The following is a 25,730-nucleotide window of genomic DNA, read 5'->3' as shown; positions in this document are numbered from 1 at the left end:
TTTCGCCTCCCTTTCATTGATTATTTCTGGAACGGCATACCTACTTGAGTTAATAGCTCACGAGCCTCTTCGTCAGAGTTAGCAGTCGTTACGATAACGATGTCCATTCCGCGAACCTTTGTTACTTTATCGTAGTCAATTTCAGGGAAGATTAACTGTTCTTTGATACCAAGAGTGTAGTTTCCGCGACCGTCGAAAGATTTCTTAGAAATCCCGCGGAAGTCACGTACACGCGGTAAAGATACAGAAATAAGTTTATCAAGGAAATCATACATGCGCTCTCCGCGAAGAGTTACTTTCGCACCGATAGGCATTCCCTCACGAAGACGGAATCCAGCAATTGATTTCTTCGCACGAGTAACGACAGGTTTTTGACCTGCGATAAACGTTAATTCTTCAACAGCACTGTCGATTGCTTTTGCGTTTTGAACAGCATCACCGACACCCATGTTGATTACGATTTTTTCGATTTTTGGCACCTGCATAACAGAGTCGTAGTTGAACTTCGTCATTAAAGCAGGTGAAATTTCTTTATTGTACTTTTCTTTAAGGCGGTTCATGAGATAGACCTCCCTTCCTTTAAATACTATTTATCTAAGACTTGCCCAGATTTTTTTGCAACACGAACTTTTTTGCCATCTTCCACTTTGTATCCTACGCGAGTCACTTCACCTGTTTTAGGATCGAGCGGCATAACGTTTGATACATGAATTGGCGCCTCTTGATTAGAAATACCGCCTTGAGGGTTTGCTTGAGTTGGTTTAGAGTGCTTCTTCACCATGTTTACGCCCTCAACTAGAACGCGGTCCTTTTTAGGGAAAGCAGCAAGGATCGTACCTTGTTTGCCTTTATCTTTACCAGAGATAACCATTACTTTATCGCCTTTTTTCACATGCATCCTGATCGCACCTCCTTGAGTAAGGCATTTATTTCATTAGATAACTTCTGGAGCCAGAGAAACAATTTTCATGAAGTTGTTTTCACGTAATTCACGGGCAACCGGTCCGAAGATACGAGTTCCACGCGGGCTCTTGTCGTCACGGATGATAACACATGCATTCTCATCGAAGCTGATGTATGATCCGTCAGTTCTGCGTGCTCCGCTTTTTGTGCGAACGATAACAGCTCTTACGACTTCACCTTTTTTGACAACGCCTCCTGGTGTTGCTTGTTTAACCGTGCAAACAATTACATCACCAATGTTAGCCGTTTTACGTCCAGAACCGCCAAGAACTTTAATAGTAAGTACCTCACGCGCACCGGAGTTGTCAGCAACTTTTAAACGAGTCTCTTGTTGAATCATTATTTGTTACCTCCCTTCGGAAAAAGAATTCCGAACTTTATTAGATAATAACAGCTTCTTCGACAACTTCTACTAGACGAAAACGCTTAGTTGCAGATAATGGACGAGTTTCCATGATCTTTACGATGTCTCCGATTTTAGCTTGGTTATTTTCATCATGTGCTTTGAATTTCTTTGAGTATTTTACGCGTTTACCGTAAATAGGATCCTTTTTGTATGTTTCAACAACAACAGTGATGGTTTTATCCATTTTGTCAGAAACAACACGGCCTTGGTAAACTTTGCGTTGGTTACGTTCGCTCATGCTCACGACCTCCCCTCAGTGATTATTTGTTGGCAGCAATTTCTCTTTCACGAATCACAGTTTTCATGCGCGCGATAGCTTTGCGCACTTCACGAATGCGAGCAGTATTTTCAAGTTGTCCTGTCGCTAATTGAAAGCGAAGATTGAAAAGTTCTTCTTTAAGAGACTTTACTTTTTGTTCAATTTCAGCAGTGGTAAGGTCACGAATTTCATTAGCTTTCATTTGATTCACCACCAATTTCTTCACGTTTTACGAACTTCGTTTTAATTGGCAATTTGTGAGATGCAAGACGAAGAGCTTCACGAGCTACCTCTTCAGACACACCAGAAATTTCAAATAAAACTTTGCCCGGTTTTACAACAGCTACCCAGCCTTCAGGAGCCCCTTTACCGGAACCCATCCGTACCTCAAGCGGTTTAGCAGTGTAAGGTTTTGAAGGGAAAATTTTAATCCAAACTTTACCGCCACGTTTCATGTAACGAGTCATCGCAATACGTGCAGCTTCGATTTGGCGGTTTGTGATCCAAGAAGCTTCAAGAGCCTGGATACCGTACTCACCAAAATGTACTTCAGTACCGCCTTTAGCGCGACCGCGCATTTTTCCGCGATGCTCTCTGCGATATTTAACGCGTTTTGGTAATAACATATTATTTTCCTCCTTCCTCAGTTTTCTTCTTAGTAGGAAGAACCTCTCCACGATAGATCCAGACTTTTACACCAAGCTTACCGTAAGTTGTGTCAGCTTCAGATGTTGCATAGTCGATGTCAGCACGTAAAGTGTGCAATGGAACAGTTCCTTCACTGTAGTATTCAGAACGAGCAATGTCAGCTCCGCCAAGACGGCCGGAAACCATTGTTTTCACACCTTGTGCTCCAGCACGCATAGTGCGTTGGATTTGTTGTTTCTGCGCACGGCGGAAAGAAATACGGTTTTCTAGTTGACGAGCGATGTTGTCAGCTACAAGCTGAGCATCAAGATCTGCTCTTTTGATTTCAAGAATGTTAATGTGTACACGCTTGCCAGTAAGGCTGTTAAGGGCTTTACGAAGTGCTTCAACTTCAGATCCGCCTTTACCGATTACCATACCAGGCTTAGCAGTGTGGATCGTAATGTTAACGCGGTTTGCTGCGCGCTCGATTTCTACTTTAGAAACAGAAGCGTCAGAAAGGCGTTTGCTAATGAATTCACGAATTTTTAAATCTTCGTGCAGGAAGTCAGCGTAATCTTTACCAGCGTACCACTTAGATTCCCAATCACGAATGACTCCGATACGAAGACCGACTGGATTTACCTTTTGACCCACTACTTATCCCTCCTTCTTTTCTGATACAACGATTGTAATGTGGCTCGTACGTTTGTTGATTTGGCTCGCACGTCCCATAGCACGCGGGCGGAATCTTTTTAACGTTGGGCCTTCGTCAACAAATGCCTGAGAAATAACCAGATTGTTAGCGTCCATCTCGTAGTTGTGCTCAGCATTTGCGATAGCAGATTTTAAAACTTTTTCGATGATCGGAGAAGCAGCTCTCGGAGTTAAGTTCAGGATAGATACTGCTTCGCCTACTTGCTTACCTCGAATCAGGTCCATTACTAGACGTGCTTTACGAGGAGCAATACGGACTGTTCTTGCAACAGCTTTAGCTTGCATTTAAAAGCCTCCTCTCTTAGCGTCTTGTTTTTTTATCGTCACTGGCGTGGCCTTTGTAAGTACGAGTCGGTGCGAATTCGCCCAACTTGTGGCCTACCATGTCTTCAGAAATGAATACAGGCACGTGTTTACGTCCGTCATATACTGCGATAGTGTGACCGATAAATTGTGGGAAAATAGTTGAACGGCGAGACCAAGTTTTTACAACTTGTTTCTTGTCCGTTTCATTTAATTTCTCGATTTTTGTCATCAAGTGTCCATCGACAAATGGTCCTTTTTTCAAGCTGCGAGCCATTTTGGAACCTCCCTTCGTGATTGCACTACGGTCCGAAATGAACCGTAGACAACCCCGTTATTTATTTTTACGACGACGTACGATAAATTTATCAGATTTGTTCTTTTTCTTACGTGTCTTGAATCCAAGAGTCGGTTTGCCCCAAGGAGACATTGGTGATTTACGTCCGATTGGCGCGCGACCTTCACCACCACCGTGCGGGTGATCGTTAGGGTTCATTACAGAACCGCGGACTGTAGGGCGGATGCCTTTCCAGCGAGAGCGTCCTGCTTTACCAACGTTGATAAGTTCGTGCTGCTCGTTACCTACTTGACCGATAGAAGCGCGGCAAGCAGAAAGGATCATGCGAACTTCACCAGAGTTAAGACGTACAAGAACGTATTTGCCTTCTTTACCAAGAACCTGAGCAGATGTACCAGCTGAACGTACAAGCTGTCCGCCTTTACCAGGTTTTAATTCAATGTTATGCACAACTGTACCAACAGGAATGTTGATAAGCGGAAGTGCGTTACCTACTTTGATGTCAGCTTCAGGGCCGGACATGATTTCAGTACCTACTTGAATTCCTTTTGGTGCAAGAATGTAACGTTTTTCTCCGTCTACATAGTTGATTAGTGCAATGTTAGCTGAACGGTTTGGATCGTACTCAACTGTAGCAACGCGTCCAGGTATACCATCTTTATCGCGTTTGAAGTCGATAACACGGTATTGGCGTTTGTGTCCGCCACCTTGGTGACGTACAGTCAATTTACCTTGGTTGTTACGTCCGCCTTTTTTGTGAAGGGGCGCAAGCAAGGATTTTTCCGGCTGGTCAGTCGTGATTTCAGCAAAATCTGAAGTTGTCATGCCACGACGTCCGTTAGAGGTCGGTTTATACTTTTTAATCGCCATTTTGAATTTCCCTCCTTCTTTTTACAGATAATTAAGCTTCAAAAATTTCGATTTCTTTGCTGTCTGCAGTAAGTTTTACGATCGCTTTTCTGCGACGGCTAGTCATACCAGTGTAGCGGCCGACACGTTTTGATTTCCCTTTGTAGTTCATGATGTTGACTTTGTCAACTTTCACTCCAAAGATACTTTCAACTGCATCTTTCACTTCTGTTTTGTTAGCTCTTACATCAACTTCAAAAGTATATTTTTTTTCAGTCATTAAATCAGCAGAACGTTCAGTAATGACGGGGCGCTTAAGAACATCACGAGGATCTTTCATTATGCAAGCACCTCCTCTACTTTTTCAACCGCAGCTTTTGTAATCAGAAGCTTCTCGTGGTTGACAACGTCTAACACGTTGATTCCGTTAGCTTGAACAACTGTAACTCCAGGGATGTTGCGTGCAGAAAGAGATACTGCTTCGTTTGCATCCGCAGTTACGATTAAAGCTTTTTTCTCAACAGATAATCCTTTAAGGATAGCTGCCATTTCTTTTGTTTTAACCGTATCAAGAGTAAGATCTTCAAGAACAATAATGTTGTTGTCGTTCACTTTAGAAGACAATACTGATTTGATTGCCAAGCGGCGAACTTTTTTAGGTAATTTGTAAGAATAGCTGCGTGGTGTTGGGCCGAATACGACACCACCTCCGCGCCATTGCGGTGAACGGATTGAACCTTGACGGGCACGACCTGTACCTTTTTGACGCCATGGTTTGCGACCTCCGCCGCGTACTTCAGAACGATTTTTTACTTTGTGAGATCCTTGACGTAAGGAAGCTCTTTGCATAAGAATAGCGTCGAATACTACGCTCTCATTTGGCTCAATTCCAAATACAGACGCGTTTAATTCGATATCACCAGCAGTAGAACCGTTTTGGTTGTATAATGCTACTTTTGGCATGATCAATTTCCTCCTTTCCTAAGAGACTTATTTAGATTTAACAGCACTTTTAACAGTGATTAAAGTTTTTCTCGCACCAGGTACGTTACCTTTAATCAAAAGAAGATTGCGCTCAGCATCTACTTTTACGATTTCAAGGTTTTGGACAGTGATTTGATCTCCGCCCATGCGTCCAGGTAATAGTTTACCTTTGAATACACGGTTAGGATCTACAGGTCCCATTGAACCAGGACGACGGTGGTAGCGTGAACCGTGAGACATAGGTCCGCGAGATTGTCCGTGGCGCTTGATTGCACCTTGGAAACCTTTACCTTTAGATACTCCTGTTACATCTACGATTTCTCCTGCAGAGAAAATTTCAACCTTGACTTCCTGACCAATTTCATACGCATCCATATCCACGCCGCGTAATTCTTTAACGAAGCGCTTAGGAGCAGTTTCCGCTTTTGCAACGTGTCCTTTTTCCGGTTTGTTTGAAAGCTTTTCACGCTTATCGTCAAAACCAAGCTGGATCGCTTCATAGCCATCATTTTCAGCTGTTTTCTTTTGAAGAACAACGTTTGGAGCTGCTTCAATAACAGTTACCGGGATAAGATCACCGTTCTCTGCGAATACTTGCGTCATACCAATTTTTCTTCCTAAGATTCCTTTGGTCATTCGTCACACCTCCTATTAAGATCATTCTATATTTTAGAATTAAAGTTTGATTTCGATATCGACACCAGATGGTAAGTCTAATCGCATGAGAGCATCAACAGTTTGTGGTGTTGGGTTCACAATGTCGATTAAACGTTTATGTGTACGCATTTCAAATTGCTCACGAGAATCTTTGTATTTGTGCACCGCACGAAGGATTGTGTAAACTGATTTTTCAGTTGGCAACGGAATCGGACCAGATACGCTGGCACCAGAACGTTTTGCCGTTTCAACAATCTTCTCTGCAGATTGATCAAGGATTCTATGATCATATGCTTTTAAACGAATACGAATTTTTTGTTTTGCCATTATTTTCCCTCCTTTTCGCCTACATCACGTTAGACAGTTCTCCGTGAGAAAAACCTGATCACCTTGCCATGGCAAAGCGGCCGGGTGTGTCAGCAACCTCTCACTTCATCGCAGTCAAAGACCAACATACACTATTATACAGAAAATAGACGCATGTTGCAAGGTTTATTTAAAGAACCTTGTGGTTTTCACACTTTGATTATTATACAGGTGATACCATGATTAATCAAGGATATGCCTGTTTTCTTTCAGAGATGGAACGATGCGAACCGGCTGACAACTTCGGCAAAGCGATCCGGTTCCTCCAAGTGAGGCGAATGGGCTGAGTTCTCAAACCAATGCCATTCTTTATACGGCGCATCAACCTTCTGATAATATTCATAAGACGTCGTCCCCGGGACCGTCAAATCGTATCTCCCTGACATAAAACAGCACGGTATTATAATAGAAGAAACTGATTCTCCGGCATCAAAGAAAATAAGATCCTCCCACAGGTGTTTCAGGCTGAACATTTGTCCCCGCGCGGCTAAGAAGCTCCCTCTCACACCGTACGGTTCACCAAACAGCATTCGTCCCCCTGCTTTAAGAGCGCCGATCGGATGATGGGTAAAGCCCCCTCCCCTCATCTCGATACAAAGCAGAAACAACGTTCGCTGCAGCTGTTTCTCCCATGGAGGCGCTCCGATAAAGCTCAGCGTCTTTTCCAGCAGGAAATGTTTGCGTTGCCTGCTCCATTCCATCATCAGCCGGTAAGCTTCCGTTTCTTCCTTTTGAATATTAACCACCTGACTGATACCGATATACCCATAATACAAATCAGGTCTCTCTTGAAGAACATGAAGCGCCAGAACTGAACCCCACGAATAGCCGGCGATATATATTTTTTGCCTGCTGAATTGCTTACATAAGCGTTCGGTCAAATGAATGGTATCGGCTGTCAGCTGATCCAAGGTCATAGATGAACCCGGAATTTCCTTTGAATAAGAGAGACCCGCCCCTCTCTGATCCCAGTTCACAACGGTGAAATGCTTTTCCAGCTTATTCTGGTATTTTCTCGCATAGCCGATTTGAGGCGTGCCGGGACCGCCGTGCAAAAACAAAAGCAGCGGATTACTCCTGTCATCACCATTAATCATAATGGTTTGTTCACTGCCATTAATCAGCAATTGCTGAAGCATTGAAATACGATTGGTTTTCTTGAAGTTATCGTTCATCGCTCTGCTCCTAAAATTTGTATACGTTCTATTATACATGGAATCAGCGGGGAAACAAAAAAACGAGGCCCCATAAGGGACCCCGCATTAATGAACGAGTCGATTACTCAGTGATTGTAGAAACAACGCCTGAACCAACTGTACGTCCGCCTTCACGAATAGAGAAACGAGTTCCTTCTTCGATAGCGATTGTAGAGATAAGTTCAACGATCATTTCAGTGTTATCTCCAGGCATAACCATTTCTACGCCTTCTGGAAGATTGATGATACCAGTTACGTCAGTTGTACGGAAGTAGAACTGAGGACGGTAGTTAGAGAAGAATGGAGTATGACGTCCACCCTCTTCTTTAGAAAGAACGTAAACTTCAGCTTTGAATTTGCTGTGTGGAGTGATTGTACCTGGTTTAGCAAGTACTTGTCCACGTTGGATGTCTTCACGAGCTACACCGCGAAGAAGTGCACCGATGTTGTCTCCAGCTTCAGCATAGTCAAGAAGCTTACGGAACATTTCAACACCTGTAACAGTTGTTTTGCTGTTTTCTTCTTGAAGACCGATGATTTCAACTTCGTCACCGACTTTAACTTGTCCGCGTTCTACACGGCCAGTAGCAACTGTACCACGACCAGTGATTGAGAATACGTCCTCAACTGGCATCATGAATGGTTTGTCAGTGTCGCGTTCTGGAGTTGGGATGTACTCGTCAACTGCAGCCATAAGTTCAAGAATTTTTTCTTCGTACTCAGCGTCACCTTCAAGAGCTTTAAGAGCAGAACCTTTAACAACTGGTACATCATCACCAGGGAAGTCGTATTCGCTAAGAAGATCGCGAACTTCCATTTCAACAAGCTCAAGAAGCTCTTCGTCGTCTACCATGTCGCATTTGTTAAGGAATACTACGATGTATGGTACACCAACGTTTTTAGAAAGAAGGATGTGCTCACGAGTTTGTGGCATTGGGCCATCAGCAGCAGATACTACAAGGATAGCTCCGTCCATTTGCGCAGCACCAGTGATCATGTTTTTAACATAGTCAGCGTGTCCTGGGCAGTCAACGTGTGCATAGTGACGAGTGTCAGTTTCGTACTCAACGTGTGCAGTAGAGATTGTGATACCGCGCTCACGTTCTTCTGGAGCACCATCAATTTGATCGTACGCCATAGCTGTACCTTTACCAGATTTCTTATGAAGTACTGTTGAGATAGCAGCAGTTAATGTTGTTTTACCATGGTCAACGTGTCCAATTGTACCGATATTGGCATGTGATTTGGAACGGTCGAATTTTTCTTTAGCCATTCTAAAATCCTCCTTAAGAGCTTTTAATTAGTAATGTATAGAGTGATAGAAAGTGAAAGCAAGCTCTCACTTCCTCATCTTACAATAGTAGTTATACTTGAGTTAAGTGGCAAAATCAATTATTCGCCTTTATTTTTTTTGATAATTTCTTCAGCGATGCTCTTCGGCACTTCTTCGTAGTGATCCATGAACATTGTGAACGTACCGCGTCCTTGCGTGTTAGAACGAAGGGCAGTAGCGTAACCGAACATTTCAGCAAGAGGTACCATCGCACGCACAACTTGAGCGTTACCGCGAGCTTCCATACCTTCTACGCGTCCGCGACGAGAAGTAACATCACCCATGATGTCTCCCATGTATTCTTCAGGAATAACAACTTCAACTTTCATGATTGGTTCAAGAAGAACTGGGTTACATTTGCTGACTGCATTTTTCAATGCCATAGAAGCAGCGACTTTAAACGCCATTTCGTTTGAGTCAACATCATGGTAAGATCCATCAAAAAGTTTCGCCTTGATGTCGATTAGCGGGAATCCGGCTAGGACACCATTTTCAAGAGAGTCTTCAAGACCTGCTTGTACGGCTGGGATGTATTCACGAGGAACAACACCACCGACGATTGCGTTTTCGAATTCAAAGCCAGCGCCTTCTTCGTTCGGTTCAAATTCGATCCAAACGTGACCGAACTGACCGCGTCCGCCTGATTGACGTACGAATTTACCTTCAACTTTTGCACCGGTACGGAATGTCTCACGGTACGCAACTTGAGGAGCACCAACGTTAGCTTCAACTTTGAACTCACGCTTCATACGATCAACAATGATATCAAGGTGAAGCTCACCCATACCAGAGATGATTGTTTGACCCGTTTCAGGGTTTGTTTGTGTACGGAATGTAGGATCTTCTTCAGCAAGTTTCGCTAAAGCGATACCCATTTTATCTTGGTCAGCTTTTGATTTAGGCTCAATCGCTACGTCGATAACAGGCTCTGGGAATTCCATTGATTCAAGGATTACAAGATCCTTCTCATCACATAGAGTATCTCCAGTAGAAGTATCTTTTAGACCTACAGCAGCTGCGATGTCTCCAGCGTAAACAGTAGAGATCTCTTCACGGCTGTTAGCGTGCATTTGAAGGATACGTCCTACGCGCTCACGCTTGCCTTTTGTAGAGTTCTTTACATATGAACCGGAATCAAGTGTACCGGAATATACGCGGAAGAATGTCAGCTTACCGACATAAGGGTCAGTCATAACTTTAAATGCAAGTGCAGAGAACGGCTCTTCATCAGAAGAATGACGAACAATCTCTTCATCTGTGTCAGGACGTACACCTTTGATTGCAGCAACATCAGTTGGCGCAGGAAGGTAGTCAAGAACAGCATCAAGTACAAGCTGAACACCTTTGTTTTTGAAAGCAGATCCAACAAGTACAGGGTAGAATTCAACATTCAGTGTACCTTTACGGATAGCAGCTTTCAGTTCAGGGATAGTGATTTCTTCACCTTCAAGGTACTTTTCCATAAGCTCTTCATCAAGCTCAGCTACAGCTTCAATCAGGCTGCTGCGAAGCTCTTCAGCTTGCTCTTTGTACTCTTCAGGGATTTCTTTCGCATCTGAACGAGTTCCAAGGTCATCTTCGTAGAAATACGCAACGTTTTCTACTAAGTCGATGATACCTTCGAAGTTGTCTTCAGCGCCGATCGGCAATTGAATTGCGTGAGCGTTAGCTTGAAGACGGTCTCTTAAAGTGCCTACAGAGTAAAGGAAGTCTGCGCCGATTTTGTCCATTTTGTTGACAAATACAACGCGCGGCACTCCGTAAGTTGTTGCTTGGCGCCATACTGTTTCTGTCTGAGGCTCAACACCTGATTGAGCATCAAGTACGGCAACCGCACCATCAAGTACACGGAGTGAACGTTCAACTTCAACTGTGAAGTCTACGTGTCCCGGTGTATCGATGATGTTTACACGGTAACCTTTCCACTGTGCAGTCGTTGCTGCAGAAGTGATTGTGATACCGCGTTCTTGTTCCTGCTCCATCCAGTCCATTTGCGAAGCACCTTCGTGAGTTTCGCCAATTTTGTGGATACGGCCTGTGTAGAACAAGATCCGTTCTGTAGTAGTCGTTTTACCGGCATCGATGTGAGCCATGATCCCGATATTACGAGTTTTTTCTAAGGAGAACTCTCTTGCCATTGGGTAATTTCTCCTTCCTTATTAGGGAATTATTATTTTGATTATATGAATCCTACCAGCGGTAGTGAGCAAATGCTTTGTTCGCTTCTGCCATCTTGTGAGTGTCTTCACGTTTCTTAACGGCAGCACCAGTGTTGTTAGCTGCATCAAGAATTTCGTTAGCCAGGCGCTCTTCCATTGTTTTTTCTCCGCGAAGACGCGCATAGTTAACCAACCAGCGAAGACCAAGAGTTGTACGGCGTTCAGGACGAACTTCTACAGGCACTTGGTAGTTAGCTCCACCTACACGGCGTGCTTTTACTTCAAGTACAGGCATGATGTTTTTCAATGCTTGTTCGAAAACCTCCATTGCATCATTGCCAGTGCGTTCTTTAATGATATCGAATGACTTGTATAGGATTGTTTGAGATTTACCTTTTTTACCGTCGATCATCATTTTGTTGATCAGGCGGGATACCAGCTTAGAGTTGTAAAGCGGATCAGGTAAAACATCTCTTTTTGCTACAGGACCTTTACGTGGCATCTGAATATCCTCCCTTCATAGTTTTAATGATTTATTTGATTACTTTGCTTTAGGACGTTTCGTACCGTATTTAGAACGGCCTTGCGCACGGTTTTCAACTCCGGCAGTATCAAGCGCGCCACGAACGATGTGGTAGCGTACCCCCGGTAAGTCTTTTACACGTCCGCCGCGGATCAGTACAACGCTGTGCTCTTGCAGGTTGTGACCGATACCAGGAATGTAGGCAGTAACCTCGATTCCGTTAGTCAAACGAACACGAGCATATTTACGAAGTGCTGAGTTCGGTTTTTTCGGTGTCATTGTACCCACACGAGTACATACCCCGCGTTTTTGTGGAGAAGATACGTTAGTGTGCTCTTTTTTAAAGCTGTTGTATCCTTTGTTTAGTGCAGGTGACTTAGAGTTTTCAACTTTGCTCACGCGTCCCTTGCGAATTAGCTGATTAATTGTAGGCATGTTATGTTCCTCCCTTCATTACGTTTTATAACCCACATACCCAGGTGGTTCATCATTAGGCAAAAAACAATGTCTTTACACAAGATTGATATCTTATATAAAAACAAAAAGTACGCTATAACATAATGGCAACAGCTGCTGCTCCCACTTCAATTCCGCAGGCTTTGCCGAGCTTTTTCATGGAATCCACCATACAGACAGCGGTATTTTGGTTCTTTGCAAGCTGGATAACGCCAGCTGTAAGAACTGAATCCGCGTCTTTTGCCACGACGACTTCCTTCACTGAACCTCGTTTTAGAGCTTTCACTGTTTGCTTCGTACCAATAATAATTGATTTGGCCTGTGATACTTTATCATAAGACATAAACATATCCTCCAAAGTAACAGGTTTTATTTCGAGCACCTTGGTTATATTATCACTCTGCGGGACGGATGTCAACAACGTATGACATTTTTTAGTGCAGTCCACCGCCAGAATAATTGTAATACTGAGGAAAAGCTGTCGAAACAGCCTTTCCTGCAGCAGTTTCTATTATTCAGCCGGAACCATATCTTCCGAAGGCTGAACGTTTGAAACAGGTTTTACTTTTCTGTAATTCATCATACCGGTACCGGCCGGAACCAGCTTACCGATGATAACATTCTCTTTCAGGCCGAGAAGTTCATCGCGCTTGCCTTTAATCGCAGCATCTGTAAGAACGCGTGTTGTTTCTTGGAATGATGCGGCAGACAAGAATGAATCCGTCTCGAGTGAAGCTTTTGTGATACCGAGAAGGACAGGACGGCCTGTAGCAGGTCGATTGCCTTCAAGCAGCACTTTTTTGTTCGCTTCTGTGAATTGGTGAATATCAAGCAATGTGCCAGGGAGAACATCAGTATCTCCGGCATCGATCACACGGACTTTGCGAAGCATCTGGCGAACCATTACTTCTACGTGTTTATCGCCGATTTCAACCCCCTGCATACGGTAAACTTTCTGAACCTCATGCAGAAGATATTCCTGAACCGTTGTCAGGTCAGTGACTTTAAGAAGTTCTTTCGGATCGATTGAACCTTCTGTCAGCACTTGACCGCGGGTAATCTGATCACCCTCAGCCACTTTCAGGCGTGAGTTGTAAGGTGCCGTGTATGAACGTGTCTCAACAGCGCCCTGAACAACAATCTCCTGCTGTTTGTCGCGGACTTCATTGATTTCGGCAATTGTACCGTCAATCTCAGAAATCGTCGCTTGACCTTTCGGATTACGCGCTTCGAAAAGCTCTTGGATACGCGGAAGACCTTGTGTGATATCGTCTCCGGCAACCCCGCCTGTGTGGAACGTACGCATTGTTAACTGTGTTCCAGGCTCACCGATAGATTGAGCGGCGATAATACCTACTGCTTCGCCGACTTCAACATCAGTTCCGGTTGCAAGGTTACGTCCGTAGCATCGTTTACATACACCATGAGGAGTGTTACATGTGAACGCAGAACGGATCCACACTTCTTCGATTCCGGCTTCAACGATTTCCAGCGCTTTATCTTCATCGATCAATTCATTTTCGTTAATGAGCACAGCACCCGTTTCAGGATGTTTGATCTGTTTTCTGGCGAAACGTCCGATCAGACGCTCTTCCAGACGCTCGATGATTTCCGTGCCTTCTTTGAGCGGTTTTGCAAGAATACCGCGGTCTGTTCCGCAATCTGTTTCACGAATGATAACATCCTGCGCAACATCAACAAGACGGCGTGTAAGGTAACCTGAGTCAGCTGTTTTCAGGGCGGTATCGGCAAGACCTTTACGCGCACCGTGAGTGGAGATAAAGTACTCCAATACTGTCAGACCTTCACGGAAACTTGATTTAATCGGCAATTCAATGATTCGTCCAGCCGGGTTGGCCATCAGACCGCGCATACCCGCAAGCTGTGTAAAGTTAGATGCGTTACCACGGGCTCCTGAGTCACTCATCATGTAGATCGGGTTGACTTCGTCTAATGATTTCATCAGTTTGCCTTGGATAACATCTTTCGCTGAACTCCAAATTGAAATGACTCTTTCATAACGTTCTTCTTCGGTGATTAAACCGCGTCTGAACTGTTTCAGGACATTATCAACTTTGCTTTGTGCTTCTTCAAGGATTTCCTGTTTGTCATCGAGAACGACGATATCAGAAACCCCTACTGTGATGCCGGCTTTCGTTGAATATCTGAAACCGAGGTTTTTCATGCGGTCAAGCATTTTAGACGTTTCCGTGATATGGAATCGTTTAAAGATTTCCGCGATGATTTTACCGAGAATACCTTTTTTAAACGGTGCGTTGATCGGCTGCTCAGCAATCACAGCTTTTACGTCAGCACCTTTATCTAAGAAGAAACGGTCAGGTGTCTTCTCTTCAATGTTGCTCTTCGTTGGTTCATTCATGTAAGGGAATGATTCCGGAAGAATTTCATTGAAGACGAGCTTACCGACAGTTGTAATTAACAATTTTGAACGCTGTTCTTCAGTAAATGTCACATTCTTAAGGGAGTTCGCTGCAACAGCAACTCTCGTATGAAGGTGAACATAACCGTTTTGATAAGCAAGAAGCGCTTCGTCCGTATTTTTGAAAACCATACCCTCGCCGACTGCTCCGGCGCGCTCAAGCGTCAGGTAGTAGTTTCCTAATACCATATCCTGAGACGGCGTAACAACCGGTTTACCATCTTTAGGGTTCAAGATGTTTTGGGCCGCAAGCATCAGAATGCGCGCCTCAGCTTGAGCCTCAGCTGATAAAGGTACGTGAACGGCCATTTGGTCACCGTCAAAGTCAGCGTTATAAGCTGTACATACTAACGGGTGAAGACGGATGGCGCGTCCTTCAACAAGCGTCGGTTCGAAAGCCTGGATACCTAATCTGTGAAGAGTAGGGGCACGGTTCAGTAAGACCGGATGCTCCTTAATGACAGATTCAAGCACATCCCATACTTCAGGCTGCACGCGTTCGATTTTGCGTTTTGCGCTCTTGATATTGTGAGCAAGGCCTTTTTCAACAAGCTCTTTCATGACGAAAGGCTTGAAGAGCTCAAGCGCCATTTCCTTCGGCAAACCGCACTGATACATTTTCAGATGCGGACCTACGACGATAACGGAACGTCCTGAGTAGTCTACACGTTTACCGAGAAGGTTCTGACGGAAGCGCCCTTGTTTCCCTTTCAGCATGTGAGAAAGAGATTTAAGCGGACGGTTACCCGGTCCGGTAACCGGACGGCCGCGGCGTCCGTTGTCAATCAGAGCATCGACTGCTTCCTGAAGCATACGTTTTTCGTTCTGAACGATGATGCTTGGCGCGCCGAGGTCTAACAGACGTTTTAAACGGTTATTACGGTTGATGACACGACGGTAAAGGTCGTTCAGGTCAGACGTTGCGAAACGTCCGCCGTCAAGCTGAACCATCGGTCTTAATTCAGGCGGAATAACCGGAAGCACGTCGAGGATCATCCAAGACGGCTTGTTTCCTGAATTACGGAAGGCTTCAAGCACTTCAAGGCGTTTGATCGCACGTGTACGGCGCTGTCCTTGAGAAGTCTTCAGCTCTTCTTTTAACATATCAACTTCTTTGACAAGGTCGATGTCCTGCAGAAGTTTATTAATGGCTTCCGCACCCATAGAGGCTTGGAATTTGTTTCCGTACTTATCCAGATACGCACGGTATTCCTTTTCAGATAAGAGCTGTTTCTTTTCGAGCGGTGTATTGGCCGGGTCAGTTACGACGTAAGAAGCAAAGTAAATAACTTCTTCCAGCGCACGCGGTGACATATCCAATACAAGACCCATACGGCTCGGAATACCTTTGAAATACCAAATGTGAGAAACCGGGGCAGCCAGTTCAATATGCCCCATTCTCTCACGACGGACCTTAGCCCGCGTTACTTCAACTCCGCAACGGTCACAAACTACGCCTTTATAACGAACCCGCTTGTACTTGCCGCAATGACATTCCCAGTCCTTAGTCGGTCCGAAAATGCGTTCGCAGAACAGGCCGTCCTTTTCAGGTTTCAATGTACGATAGTTTATCGTTTCAGGCTTTTTCACTTCACCAAAAGACCATGAACGGATTTTATCCGGTGAAGCAAGACCGATGTTCATATACTCAAAATTGTTCACATCTAGCAAGGGGCCTACCTCCCTTTTTATCTTCGGATTAACCGATGTCACTTGCCTTTATCAATCAGAGACTATTCTTTCGTTACTGCGTCACGTTCAACGTCTGGAGATGCTGTTTCTTCCGGCGCTTCATCACCTGATAATGCAAGGCCGTCAGCCTGTTTCGCATCTTCCTCGTCTTCTAGATCTCTCATTTCTATTTCTTCTTCATCGCCTGAAAGGATTTTTACGTCCATACCTAAGCTTTGAAGCTCTTTGATCAATACTTTGAATGATTCCGGAACACCAGGCTCTGGAACATTGTCGCCTTTGACGATGGCTTCATATGTTTTCACACGTCCGACCACGTCATCGGACTTCACAGTCAGGATTTCTTGAAGCGTGTAAGCTGCGCCGTAAGCTTCAAGCGCCCAAACCTCCATCTCACCGAAACGCTGTCCGCCGAATTGGGCTTTACCGCCGAGAGGCTGCTGCGTAACAAGTGAGTATGGACCTGTAGAACGGGCATGAAGTTTATCATCAACCATGTGTGCCAGTTTGATCATGTACATGATTCCGACAGATACACGGTTGTCAAACGGTTCTCCCGTACGGCCGTCATAAAGAACTGTTTTAGCGTCTCTTGACATGCCTGCTTCTTCAAGTGTTTCCCACACATCTTCTTCACGCGCGCCGTCAAATACAGGTGACGCGATGTGAATGCCGAGGTAGCGGGCAGCCATACCCATGTGAAGTTCTAATACCTGACCGATATTCATACGTGATGGTACACCCAGCGGGTTAAGCATGATATCGATCGGCGTGCCGTCAGGAAGGTAAGGCATATCTTCTTCAGGAAGAATCTTCGAGATAACCCCTTTGTTTCCGTGACGTCCGGCCATTTTATCACCTTCAGAAATCTTACGTTTCTGAACGATATATACGCGTACAAGCTGGTTCACTCCCGGAGGAAGTTCGTCGCCGTCTTCACGGTTGAAGACTTTTACGTCGTGGATAATTCCGCCGCCGCCGTGAGGCACACGGAGAGAAGTATCACGGACTTCACGCGCTTTTTCTCCAAAGATCGCATGCAGAAGGCGTTCTTCAGCCGTAAGCTCAGTTACACCTTTAGGCGTTACTTTACCTACGAGAAGGTCTCCGTCGTTGACTTCCGCACCGATACGGATAATTCCGCGGTCATCAAGATTGCGAAGCGCGTCTTCCCCTACGTTTGGAATATCGCGGGTGATCTCTTCCGGCCCAAGCTTTGTATCACGTGCTTCTGATTCATATTCTTCAATGTGAATAGATGTGTATACATCATCTTTCACAAGGCGTTCACTCATGATGATGGCATCCTCATAGTTGTAACCATCCCATGTCATGAAGCCGACCATTACGTTGCGGCCGAGAGCAAGTTCACCAAGCTCCATTGAAGGTCCGTCAGCAAGGATTTCTCCTTTGACTACTTCATCGCCGACACTGACGATCGGACGCTGGTTGTAGCACGTACCTTGGTTGGAGCGGACAAATTTCAGCAAGCTGTACTTATCCAGGTTGCCTTTTACTTTTTGGCCGTCAATTTCTTCATAGCGGCGCACCCATACGTTTTTCGCTTCCACCCGTTCAACGATACCAGGGTGTTTACAAATAACGGCTGCACCGGAGTCTTTACCGGATACGTATTCCATACCCGTTCCGACGATCGGAGCTTCCGGCTGCATCAAAGGCACAGCCTGACGCTGCATGTTCGCTCCCATGAGGGCACGGTTCGAGTCATCGTTTTCCAAGAACGGAATACATGCTGTCGCAGCAGATACAACCTGTTTAGGAGATACGTCCATGTAATCCACGCGGTTGCGGGCTACAACGGTGTTTTCCCCTCTGAAACGCGCTACGATGCTGTCATCCAAGAAAGAACCGTCATCGCTCAGCTTAGCATTCGCTTGGGCTACGACATAGTTATCCTCTTCATCAGCAGTCAGGTAGTCGATTCTAGGCGTTACTTTTCCTGTTTCAGGATCAACGCGGCGGTATGGCGTCTCAATGAAACCAAAGCGGTTTACTTTCGCAAATGATGACAATGAGTTGATCAAACCGATGTTCGGGCCCTCAGGCGTTTCAATCGGACACATACGGCCATAGTGAGAGTAGTGAACGTCACGTACTTCCATACCTGCGCGCTCACGTGTCAAACCGCCCGGTCCGAGAGCTGACAGACGGCGTTTGTGCGTCAATTCAGCAAGCGGGTTCGTCTGATCCATGAATTGAGAAAGCTGTGAGCTTCCGAAGAACTCTTTAATAGACGCAATAACAGGTCTGATGTTAATCAGCTGCTGCGGCGTAATTGTATTCGTGTCTTGAATAGACATTCTTTCACGTACGACACGTTCCATCCGGCTTAAACCGATACGGAATTGGTTTTGCAGGAGCTCACCTACAGAACGCAGACGGCGGTTTCCGAGATGGTCGATATCATCAGTGTCGCCCACTCCGTGCAGGAGGTTGAAGAAGTAGCTGATAGAAGAAATAATATCAGCAGGCGTAATGTTTTTAATCGCCTCTTCGATGTAAGCATTGCCGATCACATTGATCGTCTGCTCTCCTTCTGCATCGGTAGGAGCATAGATTTTAATGGATTGAAGCATCACTTCATCCTCGACAACGCCGCCGTTAGGATAAAGCTTTCTGAAGCCGATTCCATTTTCTAAGTATGGCAGTACTTTATCAAGTGTTCTTCTGTCAAGAATCTGCCCTTTTTCAGCGAGAATTTCACCGGTTTCCGGATCCACCAGTGTTTCTGCAAGGCGCTGGTTAAACAGGCGGTTCTTGATATGAAGCTTTTTATTAATTTTATAGCGTCCTACATTCGCAAGGTCGTATCGCTTCGGATCGAAGAAACGGGAATCCAGCAAGCTTTTTGCGTTTTCTACTGTAGGCGGCTCTCCGGGACGAAGGCGCTCATAGATTTCAAGAAGCGCTTTGTCACTGTTTTCAGTGTTGTCCTTATCCAGTGTATTGCGGAGATATTCGTTCTCACCAATGAGATCGAGAATCTCTTGGTCGGAACCGAAGCCGAGAGCACGCAAAAGAACCGTAACCGGCAACTTACGTGTGCGATCAATGCGGACATACACAACATCTTTCGCATCAGTTTCGTATTCTAACCATGCGCCACGGTTTGGAATGACAGTCGCGGTAAAACCTTTTTTACCGTTCTTGTCTACTTTACCACTGAAATATACACTTGGAGACCGAACAAGCTGAGATACGATAACACGTTCTGCACCGTTGATGATAAAAGTACCGGTATCTGTCATAATAGGGAAATCACCCATGAAGACATCCTGGTCTTTTACCTCTCCAGTTTCTTTGTTAATTAAACGAACCTTCACTCTCAGCGGAGCTGAGTAAGTCACATCACGTTCTTTTGACTCTTCAACGGGATACTTAGGATCTCCTAAACTGTAGTCAATGAACTCTAGAGAGAGGTTACCAGTGAAATCCTCAATTGGTGATATGTCTTGAAACATCTCTCTAAGACCCTCATCAAGAAACCACTGATAAGAAGAGGTTTGAATTTCAATGAGATTTGGTAATTCTAACACTTCGCTAATGCGAGCATAGCTTCTGCGCTGGCGGTGTCGTCCATACTGAACTAGTTGACCTGTCAACTGATTCACCCCTCAAATCATGCGTATTATATGTGTAATAAGCATCTCTTACGATAAAGAAATACTTTTACAAGACAAAAGAAAAAAGGGTTTCTAATTAAGAAAACCACATCCAAAAACAAATACCGATTTTATTAGCATTTCCATGTTTGTATAATTTATACATGCACTATGATTATTTCAGCATATCATGCAAAATATATACATTGGCATTTTACAATATTAACATAGCTGAAAATTCAAGTCAAACTTTTTTTGCTTTTATGATATAATAGCCTTTCTTTTTTTGAACCACAGAAACTTCGTCAAAAAGCTCCTTCAGTTTTTCAATGGCAGAAGGCCCGCCCTGTTTTTTCTGTATAACGATCCACAATTCACCTGAAGCCCTTAAATGCTCAGCGCTTTTTTCAAAAATGGCATGGACAACTTTTTTTCCGGCGCGGATTGGGGGGTTTGTAATAATAGAAGCAAATGTTTGAGCAGAATCAATATTTGAAAATAAATCACTCTGATAAATTCGAACGTTTTTTATTCCGTTTTTTTCTGCATTTTCATTTGACAGCTCTACGGCTCTTTCATTCACGTCAATCATGTGCACGGTCCGGTCTGTAAATGCACCGGCGAGTGACAGACCAATCGGGCCGTAACCGCAGCCTGCATCCAGGAAGTCACCATCGATCTCCGGCTCTTCAAACGCTTCAATTAAGACACGCGAACCGAAATCAACTTCCTTTTTCGAGAAAACGCCGCTGTCACTTGTGAATGTATAAGATCTGTTCCGCAGTGTAAATGACCATGTCTGTTTATCGCTTTTAACTGAAGGTTTTTCTGAATAATAGTGATCACTCATTATTAGAACCTCCTTTTATAATGGCACTTAAAGAAAAGCAAAGAAAAAGCCCGCCTCATAAAAGCGAGCTTCCCCTACAGGCAAGTGAAGATTACTTAACTTCTACAGAAGCGCCAACTTCTTCAAGTTTAGCTTTAAGCTCTTCAGCTTCTTCTTTCGCAATACCTTCTTTAAGTGGTTTTGGAGTGTTGTCAACAAGTTCTTTAGCTTCTTTCAAGCCAAGACCAGTGATTTCACGAACAACTTTGATAACTTTGATTTTCTGAGAACCTGCACCAGCAAGGATAAGGTCGAATTCGCTTTGCTCTTCAGCAGCGCCGCCAGCAGCAGCTCCGCCAGCTACAGCTACAGGAGCAGCAGCAGTTACGCCAAATTCTTCTTCGATTGCTTTTACTAGGTCGTTCAATTCAAGTACAGTTGCTTCTTTAACGGAAGCAATGATTTCTTCGATATTTAAAGCCATTTGAAATTCCTCCATTTGTTTTATTTTAGGGTAAAATCAGATTAAGCGCCTTGTTCTTCCTTTTGGTCTGCAACTGCTTTAGCTGCAAGTGCAAGGTTGCGAACTGGAGCTTGAAGTACGCTAAGCAACATAGAAAGTAAGCCATCGCGTGAAGGAAGTTCAGCAAGAGCTTTCACTTCTTCAACAGAAGATACTTTTCCTTCGATAACGCCCGCTTTGATTTCCAGAGCTTCGTGATTTTTCGCGAACTCGTTAAGAACTTTTGCCGGAGCGATAACATCTTCAGTACTGAATGCGATCGCATTCGGTCCAGTTAAGACATCATTCAAACCATCAAGTTCAGCTTGTTCAACCGCACGGCGAGTCATTGTGTTTTTGTACACTTTGAACTCTACGTTAGCTTCGCGAAGCTGTTTACGGAGTTCAGTTACTTCAGAAACGTTAAGTCCGCGGTAGTCAACGATGATCGTTGATTTGCTTTCTTTCAGTTTAGAAGCAATCTCTTCAACAACAACTTTTTTTGTATCAATTGCGCTGCTCATGGTTACACCTCCTGTAGATTTTGTGTAACACTTATACCGCTAGGTGATCACGACTGTGACGACGATTTCATATAAAAAGCCTCCATGTGGACATGGAGGCTGTATATACAAGCATACGTAACGTAATAGCTGTGATATATATACACCTCGGCAGGATATTAAGCCTCAACGGCCCCTGCTGTCTACGGTATAAATGACATATTATATTTTACAACATTTTGAATCATATCAGAATGCTGATCTAAAGTCAAATATTATTTTACGTTGAAAGTAGAAGCGTCTACTTTGACACCAGGGCCCATAGTAGAAGTAACGGCAACGTTTTTCACGTAAACACCTTTAGCCGCAGCCGGTTTTGCTTTCAGGATTGTATCATACATTGTTGTGAAGTTCTCAACAAGTTTTTCATCCTCGAAAGAAACTTTTCCGATCGGAACATGGATGTTACCAGCTTTGTCAACGCGGTATTCTACTTTACCAGCTTTGATTTCGCCGATTGCTTTTTCTACTTCGAATGTAACAGTTCCTGTTTTAGGGTTTGGCATAAGACCTTTTGGTCCAAGCACACGGCCGATTTTACCGACTTCACCCATCATGTCAGGAGTCGCAACGATTACATCGAATTCGAACCAGCCTTGCTGGATTTTCGCGATGTAATCAGAATCGCCAACGTAGTCTGCACCGGCAGCTTCAGCTTCTTTTGCTTTTTCGCCTTTAGCGAATACTAGCACGCGCTGAGTTTTACCAGTTCCGTTAGGAAGTACAACTGCACCGCGGATTTGCTGATCGTTTTTACGAGGGTCAACCCCTAAACGAAAAGCAACTTCAACTGTAGCGTCGAATTTAGCTGTGTTTGTTTTTTTAGTAAGCGCCACTGCTTCAGCGACGTCGTAAGCTTTCGCACGGTCTACAAGCTTCGCAGCTTCAACGTACTTTTTACCTTTTTTAGCCATTTTAAAATTTCCTCCTTATGTGGTTATAGCGGAATAACCTCCCACGAATAAGGGTTGCGAACTTGTGAAAACTCGCAACCCGACAAGAAACAAATTAATCCTCGATAACGATACCCATACTGCGGGCAGTACCTTCAACCATGCGCATTGCCGCTTCAACGTCTGCTGCGTTTAAGTCAGGCATTTTCGTTTCAGCGATTTCGCGAACCTTATCGCGCTTAACGGTTGCCACTTTATTACGGTTTGGTTCACCAGAACCAGACTCAATTCCAGCTGCTTTTTTAAGCAATACTGCAGCAGGCGGAGTTTTTGTAATAAATGTAAATGAACGGTCTTCGTAAACCGAAATTTCAACAGGAATGATTAAACCAGCTTGGTCAGCTGTACGAGCGTTAAACTCCTTACAGAATCCCATGATATTTACACCGGCTTGACCTAGTGCAGGTCCAACTGGCGGCGCTGGGTTAGCTTTTCCAGCAGGAATTTGCAATTTTACAACTTTTACTACTTTTTTAGCCACGAGACACACCTCCTTAAGTCCGTGATGTGGTAATAGGGTAAACCCTCCCACTCAAGGTTTCATTCTTTATATGAATGACGAAATATCAAGCTAGCTGCCTTGGATTAGTCCAAGACGTACCTTTGCTATATTATCATTAATATATAGCAATTTCAAGTTTTTTCACATTACAATTTGTCGATCTGGGTAAATTCCAGTTCAACCGGCGTTTCACGGCCGAACATGTTAACGAATACTTTCACTTTGCTCTTATCATAATCAATCTCTTCAATTGATCCTGTAAAGTTGGCGAAAGGTCCGTCTATGACTTTGACTGTCTCATTCAATTCAAAATCAATGTCGGTTTTCCGCTCATCCATGCCCATGCGTTTTAAGATGGTTTCCGCTTCGCCAGGAAGAAGCGGAGTCGGCTTTGAGCCTGAACCGGCTGATCCGACGAATCCGGTAACGCCCGGCGTGTTGCGGACCACATACCAGGAATCATCAGTCATGACGATTTCAACAAGCACATAACCCGGGAACACTTTCTTTTTGACTACTTTTTTCTTACCGTTCTTAATATCAGTCTCTTCTTCTTCAGGGACGACAACGCGGAAAATTTTATCCTGCATTCCCATTGATTCCACACGTTTTTCAAGGTTCGCTTTTACTTTGTTTTCATAACCGGAATACGTATGAACAACATACCAATTCTTTTCCATTCTATCAGGACTCTGCAGTCCTTCCCTCCCCGCATTTAAAAATGAAGTGTAAAACAAAAAATAGGCTCAGGGCCTATGAATCCTTTTTTCAACAACACAATAAAAAACCCGCTGAACGGGTTTTGGCAAACGATATTATGATCTATTATAGCACGTATTGCTGATCATTATTCAACTATTAAACGAATTAATTGAGAAATTCCTGTATCAAGGAGGGCAAAAAAGATAACAAAAAAGATAACCGTTGAAATCACCGTGATCGTATAGCGCGTTAACTCTTTGCCTTTAGGCCAGCTAACCTTTTTCATTTCTTTCCCAACATCTTTAAAGAAACTCATCATGCGCATGTAAAAGACCTCCACAATTTAAAAAGCGAACACTATTTTGTTTCTAAATGAGCTGTATGTGAATTGCAAGTGCTGCAGTACTTCTTAACTTCTAACCGCTCAGCCGCTGATGCAGAGCTTTTCATTGTCGTATAATTACGATTTCCGCAAGTTTTGCATGCCAGCGTAATCTTTTTTCTCATGTCGTTACACCTTTTCCTAAACATTCATTTATCTTAATAAAATAGCACAGTCAGAAAAATTCTGTCAATATGACACAGAAACCTGCTACAGGCTGATCTCTCTTATTTCTAAATATTTTTCAAGCTTGCGCTTCACGCGCTGCAGGGCATTATCGATTGATTTTACGTGTCGGTTTAAGTCATCTGAAATCTCTTGGTAACTTCTTCCGTCCAAGTACAAAACAAGCACCTTTCTCTCCAGATCGCTCAGCAGTTCTCCCATTTTCATTTCGATATCATCAAATTCTTCCTGATTAATAATCATCTCTTCAGGATTTAACGTTTTAGCGCCTGAAATGACATCAAGCAGTGTTCTGTCAGATTCTTCATCAAAAATAGGTTTGTCTAAAGAAACATAGGAATTTAAAGGAATGTGTTTCTGACGGGTAGCTGTCTTTATTGCGGTAATAATCTGGCGGGTAATGCATAATTCTGCAAAAGCTTTAAATGAAGTAAGCTTGTCCTCTCTAAAGTCTCGGATAGACTTATATAAGCCTATCATCCCTTCCTGTACAATATCTTCTCTGTCGGCCCCTATTAAAAAATAAGACCTTGCTTTCGCCCGTACAAAATTACGGTACTTCGTAATCAAGTAATCTAACGCATCACTATCCCCAACATGAACCTTTTCAATGACCTGCTCGTCCTCCAACTGGCAAAATTGCACTTTGTTGAACTTTCCCTTGCTGTTCTGTAGATTCACTGCGATCCCCCCGGCGCACGTAGATAGAAATATTATACATTAATGGGCGAAAAAGCGTCAACCTAATCCAGACCGCCTCGGCGCCACTTTTCAAACGTTTTCAAAACCTCTTCGGACAGCTCGATTTTACCCGGTGGTTTTTCAGAAGTGATCTTTGAAACCCGCCTTTGAATCCGGCGTTCTATCGTATCCACTTCCCTCAGGAGCTCCCGGGCGGATTTACGGAGAGCCCCTTGTCCGAAAATCGCCCACTGCTCCGTATAATCGGAGGTTGCGACATGAATCTGTGTCGCAATATTATTCAGTGCCTGGGCAAGCTTCTCGATCCGCTCATCCGCCGTTTCATTCTCCCGTGTGAAAATCACTTCGACTCTGTGATTCGTTTGTTTTTTCTCTATGCCTTTTACCAGGTGTGCGTCAAACACCACAATGACTCTGATTCCCGTGTAGGACTGATATTCCGCCATCTTCTGGATCAGTACATCTCTCGCTTCTTCAAAACTGTTCGCTTTTAAATCCTTTAGCTGCGGCCAAGCTCCAATCATGTTGTATCCGTCTACTAACAGGATGTCCATCTGT

At 44.1% G+C, this 25,730-nt stretch carries 32 protein-coding genes and 1 other annotated feature; all 32 genes read right to left on the bottom strand.

Annotation, left to right across the window (positions count from 1 at the left end; genetic code table 11):
• Positions 1-20 precede the first annotated feature (20 nt).
• Entirely contained in the window at positions 21-560 is a 540-nt protein-coding gene (gene rplE, locus JNUCC21_RS00790; protein ID WP_003156487.1) for a 50S ribosomal protein L5, read from the bottom strand.
• Between the two features lie 26 nt (positions 561-586).
• A complete protein-coding gene (rplX, locus tag JNUCC21_RS00785; RefSeq protein WP_003156486.1) occupies positions 587-898 on the bottom strand; it encodes a 50S ribosomal protein L24 in 312 nt (103 codons plus the stop codon).
• A gap of 36 nt (positions 899-934) precedes the next feature.
• On the bottom strand, positions 935-1,303 hold the full coding sequence (gene rplN / locus JNUCC21_RS00780) for a 50S ribosomal protein L14 (RefSeq protein WP_007410404.1): 369 nt from the start codon (positions 1,301-1,303) through the stop codon (positions 935-937).
• Positions 1,304-1,343: 40 nt separating this feature from the next.
• Complete coding sequence (rpsQ, locus tag JNUCC21_RS00775) at positions 1,344-1,607, bottom strand: 30S ribosomal protein S17 (protein WP_003156484.1); 264 nt, start codon at positions 1,605-1,607, stop codon at positions 1,344-1,346.
• Positions 1,608-1,629: 22 nt separating this feature from the next.
• Complete coding sequence (rpmC, locus tag JNUCC21_RS00770) at positions 1,630-1,830, bottom strand: 50S ribosomal protein L29 (protein ID WP_003156482.1); 201 nt, start codon at positions 1,828-1,830, stop codon at positions 1,630-1,632.
• Entirely contained in the window at positions 1,820-2,254 is a 435-nt protein-coding gene (rplP, locus tag JNUCC21_RS00765) for a 50S ribosomal protein L16 (protein ID WP_003156478.1), read from the bottom strand. The genes rpmC and rplP overlap by 11 nt, the downstream gene beginning before the upstream one ends.
• Position 2,255: 1 nt before the next feature.
• Positions 2,256-2,912 (bottom strand): 30S ribosomal protein S3, encoded by a 657-nt coding sequence (gene rpsC / locus JNUCC21_RS00760; RefSeq protein ID WP_003156476.1) that lies wholly within the window; start codon positions 2,910-2,912, stop codon positions 2,256-2,258.
• A gap of 3 nt (positions 2,913-2,915) precedes the next feature.
• The gene (gene rplV, locus JNUCC21_RS00755) at positions 2,916-3,257 is read right to left on the bottom strand and encodes a 50S ribosomal protein L22 (protein WP_003156475.1); all 342 of its coding nucleotides are present in this window, start codon (positions 3,255-3,257) and stop codon (positions 2,916-2,918) included.
• Between the two features lie 16 nt (positions 3,258-3,273).
• Positions 3,274-3,552 carry a 30S ribosomal protein S19 gene (gene rpsS / locus JNUCC21_RS00750; RefSeq protein ID WP_003156472.1) on the bottom strand — a complete coding sequence of 93 codons (279 nt, stop codon included), beginning with the start codon at positions 3,550-3,552 and terminating at the stop codon, positions 3,274-3,276.
• 57 nt (positions 3,553-3,609) lie between these two features.
• Positions 3,610-4,443, bottom strand: a complete 834-nt coding sequence (gene rplB, locus JNUCC21_RS00745; protein WP_003156470.1) for a 50S ribosomal protein L2 — start codon at positions 4,441-4,443, stop codon at positions 3,610-3,612.
• Positions 4,444-4,474: 31 nt separating this feature from the next.
• Positions 4,475-4,762 (bottom strand): 50S ribosomal protein L23, encoded by a 288-nt coding sequence (gene rplW / locus JNUCC21_RS00740; protein ID WP_003156467.1) that lies wholly within the window; start codon positions 4,760-4,762, stop codon positions 4,475-4,477.
• Complete coding sequence (gene rplD / locus JNUCC21_RS00735; protein ID WP_007615239.1) at positions 4,762-5,385, bottom strand: 50S ribosomal protein L4; 624 nt, start codon at positions 5,383-5,385, stop codon at positions 4,762-4,764. Before rplD ends, rplW begins: the two co-directional genes overlap by 1 nt.
• A gap of 27 nt (positions 5,386-5,412) precedes the next feature.
• Entirely contained in the window at positions 5,413-6,042 is a 630-nt protein-coding gene (gene rplC / locus JNUCC21_RS00730) for a 50S ribosomal protein L3 (protein ID WP_007410402.1), read from the bottom strand.
• A 39-nt stretch (positions 6,043-6,081) separates the two neighbouring features.
• Positions 6,082-6,390 carry a 30S ribosomal protein S10 gene (gene rpsJ / locus JNUCC21_RS00725; protein ID WP_003156464.1) on the bottom strand — a complete coding sequence of 103 codons (309 nt, stop codon included), beginning with the start codon at positions 6,388-6,390 and terminating at the stop codon, positions 6,082-6,084.
• Positions 6,391-6,638: 248 nt separating this feature from the next.
• The gene (locus JNUCC21_RS00720) at positions 6,639-7,604 is read right to left on the bottom strand and encodes an alpha/beta fold hydrolase (RefSeq protein WP_099566358.1); all 966 of its coding nucleotides are present in this window, start codon (positions 7,602-7,604) and stop codon (positions 6,639-6,641) included.
• A gap of 103 nt (positions 7,605-7,707) precedes the next feature.
• On the bottom strand, positions 7,708-8,898 hold the full coding sequence (gene tuf / locus JNUCC21_RS00715; RefSeq protein ID WP_007410400.1) for an elongation factor Tu: 1,191 nt from the start codon (positions 8,896-8,898) through the stop codon (positions 7,708-7,710).
• Between the two features lie 119 nt (positions 8,899-9,017).
• Entirely contained in the window at positions 9,018-11,096 is a 2,079-nt protein-coding gene (gene fusA / locus JNUCC21_RS00710) for an elongation factor G (protein WP_007410399.1), read from the bottom strand.
• A gap of 52 nt (positions 11,097-11,148) precedes the next feature.
• On the bottom strand, positions 11,149-11,619 hold the full coding sequence (gene rpsG / locus JNUCC21_RS00705) for a 30S ribosomal protein S7 (RefSeq protein ID WP_003156447.1): 471 nt from the start codon (positions 11,617-11,619) through the stop codon (positions 11,149-11,151).
• Between the two features lie 39 nt (positions 11,620-11,658).
• A complete protein-coding gene (rpsL, locus tag JNUCC21_RS00700; RefSeq protein ID WP_003156445.1) occupies positions 11,659-12,075 on the bottom strand; it encodes a 30S ribosomal protein S12 in 417 nt (138 codons plus the stop codon).
• 115 nt (positions 12,076-12,190) lie between these two features.
• Positions 12,191-12,439, bottom strand: coding sequence for a 50S ribosomal protein L7ae-like protein (locus JNUCC21_RS00695; RefSeq protein WP_003156443.1), 249 nt, complete (start codon positions 12,437-12,439; stop codon positions 12,191-12,193).
• Positions 12,440-12,607: 168 nt separating this feature from the next.
• On the bottom strand, positions 12,608-16,207 hold the full coding sequence (gene rpoC / locus JNUCC21_RS00690) for a DNA-directed RNA polymerase subunit beta' (protein WP_007410398.1): 3,600 nt from the start codon (positions 16,205-16,207) through the stop codon (positions 12,608-12,610).
• Positions 16,208-16,269: 62 nt separating this feature from the next.
• Positions 16,270-19,851: a DNA-directed RNA polymerase subunit beta gene (gene rpoB / locus JNUCC21_RS00685; protein WP_003156440.1), complete on the bottom strand. Its 3,582-nt coding sequence runs from the start codon at positions 19,849-19,851 to the stop codon at positions 16,270-16,272.
• Between the two features lie 244 nt (positions 19,852-20,095).
• Complete coding sequence (locus tag JNUCC21_RS00680; RefSeq protein ID WP_025284098.1) at positions 20,096-20,701, bottom strand: class I SAM-dependent methyltransferase; 606 nt, start codon at positions 20,699-20,701, stop codon at positions 20,096-20,098.
• Between the two features lie 91 nt (positions 20,702-20,792).
• Positions 20,793-21,164, bottom strand: coding sequence for a 50S ribosomal protein L7/L12 (gene rplL, locus JNUCC21_RS00675; RefSeq protein WP_003156436.1), 372 nt, complete (start codon positions 21,162-21,164; stop codon positions 20,793-20,795).
• A gap of 41 nt (positions 21,165-21,205) precedes the next feature.
• A complete protein-coding gene (gene rplJ / locus JNUCC21_RS00670) occupies positions 21,206-21,706 on the bottom strand; it encodes a 50S ribosomal protein L10 (RefSeq protein WP_007410396.1) in 501 nt (166 codons plus the stop codon).
• 63 nt (positions 21,707-21,769) lie between these two features.
• Positions 21,770-21,912: a sequence feature (ribosomal protein L10 leader region), on the bottom strand.
• 48 nt (positions 21,913-21,960) lie between these two features.
• Positions 21,961-22,659: a 50S ribosomal protein L1 gene (rplA, locus tag JNUCC21_RS00665; protein WP_003156431.1), complete on the bottom strand. Its 699-nt coding sequence runs from the start codon at positions 22,657-22,659 to the stop codon at positions 21,961-21,963.
• 94 nt (positions 22,660-22,753) lie between these two features.
• Positions 22,754-23,179 (bottom strand): 50S ribosomal protein L11, encoded by a 426-nt coding sequence (gene rplK / locus JNUCC21_RS00660; RefSeq protein ID WP_003156430.1) that lies wholly within the window; start codon positions 23,177-23,179, stop codon positions 22,754-22,756.
• Between the two features lie 167 nt (positions 23,180-23,346).
• Entirely contained in the window at positions 23,347-23,880 is a 534-nt protein-coding gene (gene nusG / locus JNUCC21_RS00655) for a transcription termination/antitermination protein NusG (RefSeq protein ID WP_003156423.1), read from the bottom strand.
• A 167-nt stretch (positions 23,881-24,047) separates the two neighbouring features.
• On the bottom strand, positions 24,048-24,227 hold the full coding sequence (gene secE / locus JNUCC21_RS00650; protein ID WP_003156422.1) for a preprotein translocase subunit SecE: 180 nt from the start codon (positions 24,225-24,227) through the stop codon (positions 24,048-24,050).
• A 32-nt stretch (positions 24,228-24,259) separates the two neighbouring features.
• Positions 24,260-24,409: a 50S ribosomal protein L33 gene (gene rpmG, locus JNUCC21_RS00645; protein ID WP_003156421.1), complete on the bottom strand. Its 150-nt coding sequence runs from the start codon at positions 24,407-24,409 to the stop codon at positions 24,260-24,262.
• Between the two features lie 85 nt (positions 24,410-24,494).
• Positions 24,495-25,151 (bottom strand): RNA polymerase sporulation sigma factor SigH, encoded by a 657-nt coding sequence (gene sigH / locus JNUCC21_RS00640; protein ID WP_003156415.1) that lies wholly within the window; start codon positions 25,149-25,151, stop codon positions 24,495-24,497.
• Between the two features lie 62 nt (positions 25,152-25,213).
• The gene (gene rae1 / locus JNUCC21_RS00635) at positions 25,214-25,726 is read right to left on the bottom strand and encodes a ribosome-dependent mRNA decay endonuclease Rae1/YacP (protein ID WP_003156414.1); all 513 of its coding nucleotides are present in this window, start codon (positions 25,724-25,726) and stop codon (positions 25,214-25,216) included.
• Positions 25,727-25,730 lie beyond the last annotated feature (4 nt).

This window comes from Bacillus sp. JNUCC-21 (assembly GCF_041222765.1).
Taxonomy (GTDB): domain Bacteria; phylum Bacillota; class Bacilli; order Bacillales; family Bacillaceae; genus Bacillus; species Bacillus velezensis.
The sequence above is the reverse complement of the archived record's forward strand: the minus strand, read 5'-3'. Positions and strand labels throughout refer to the sequence as shown.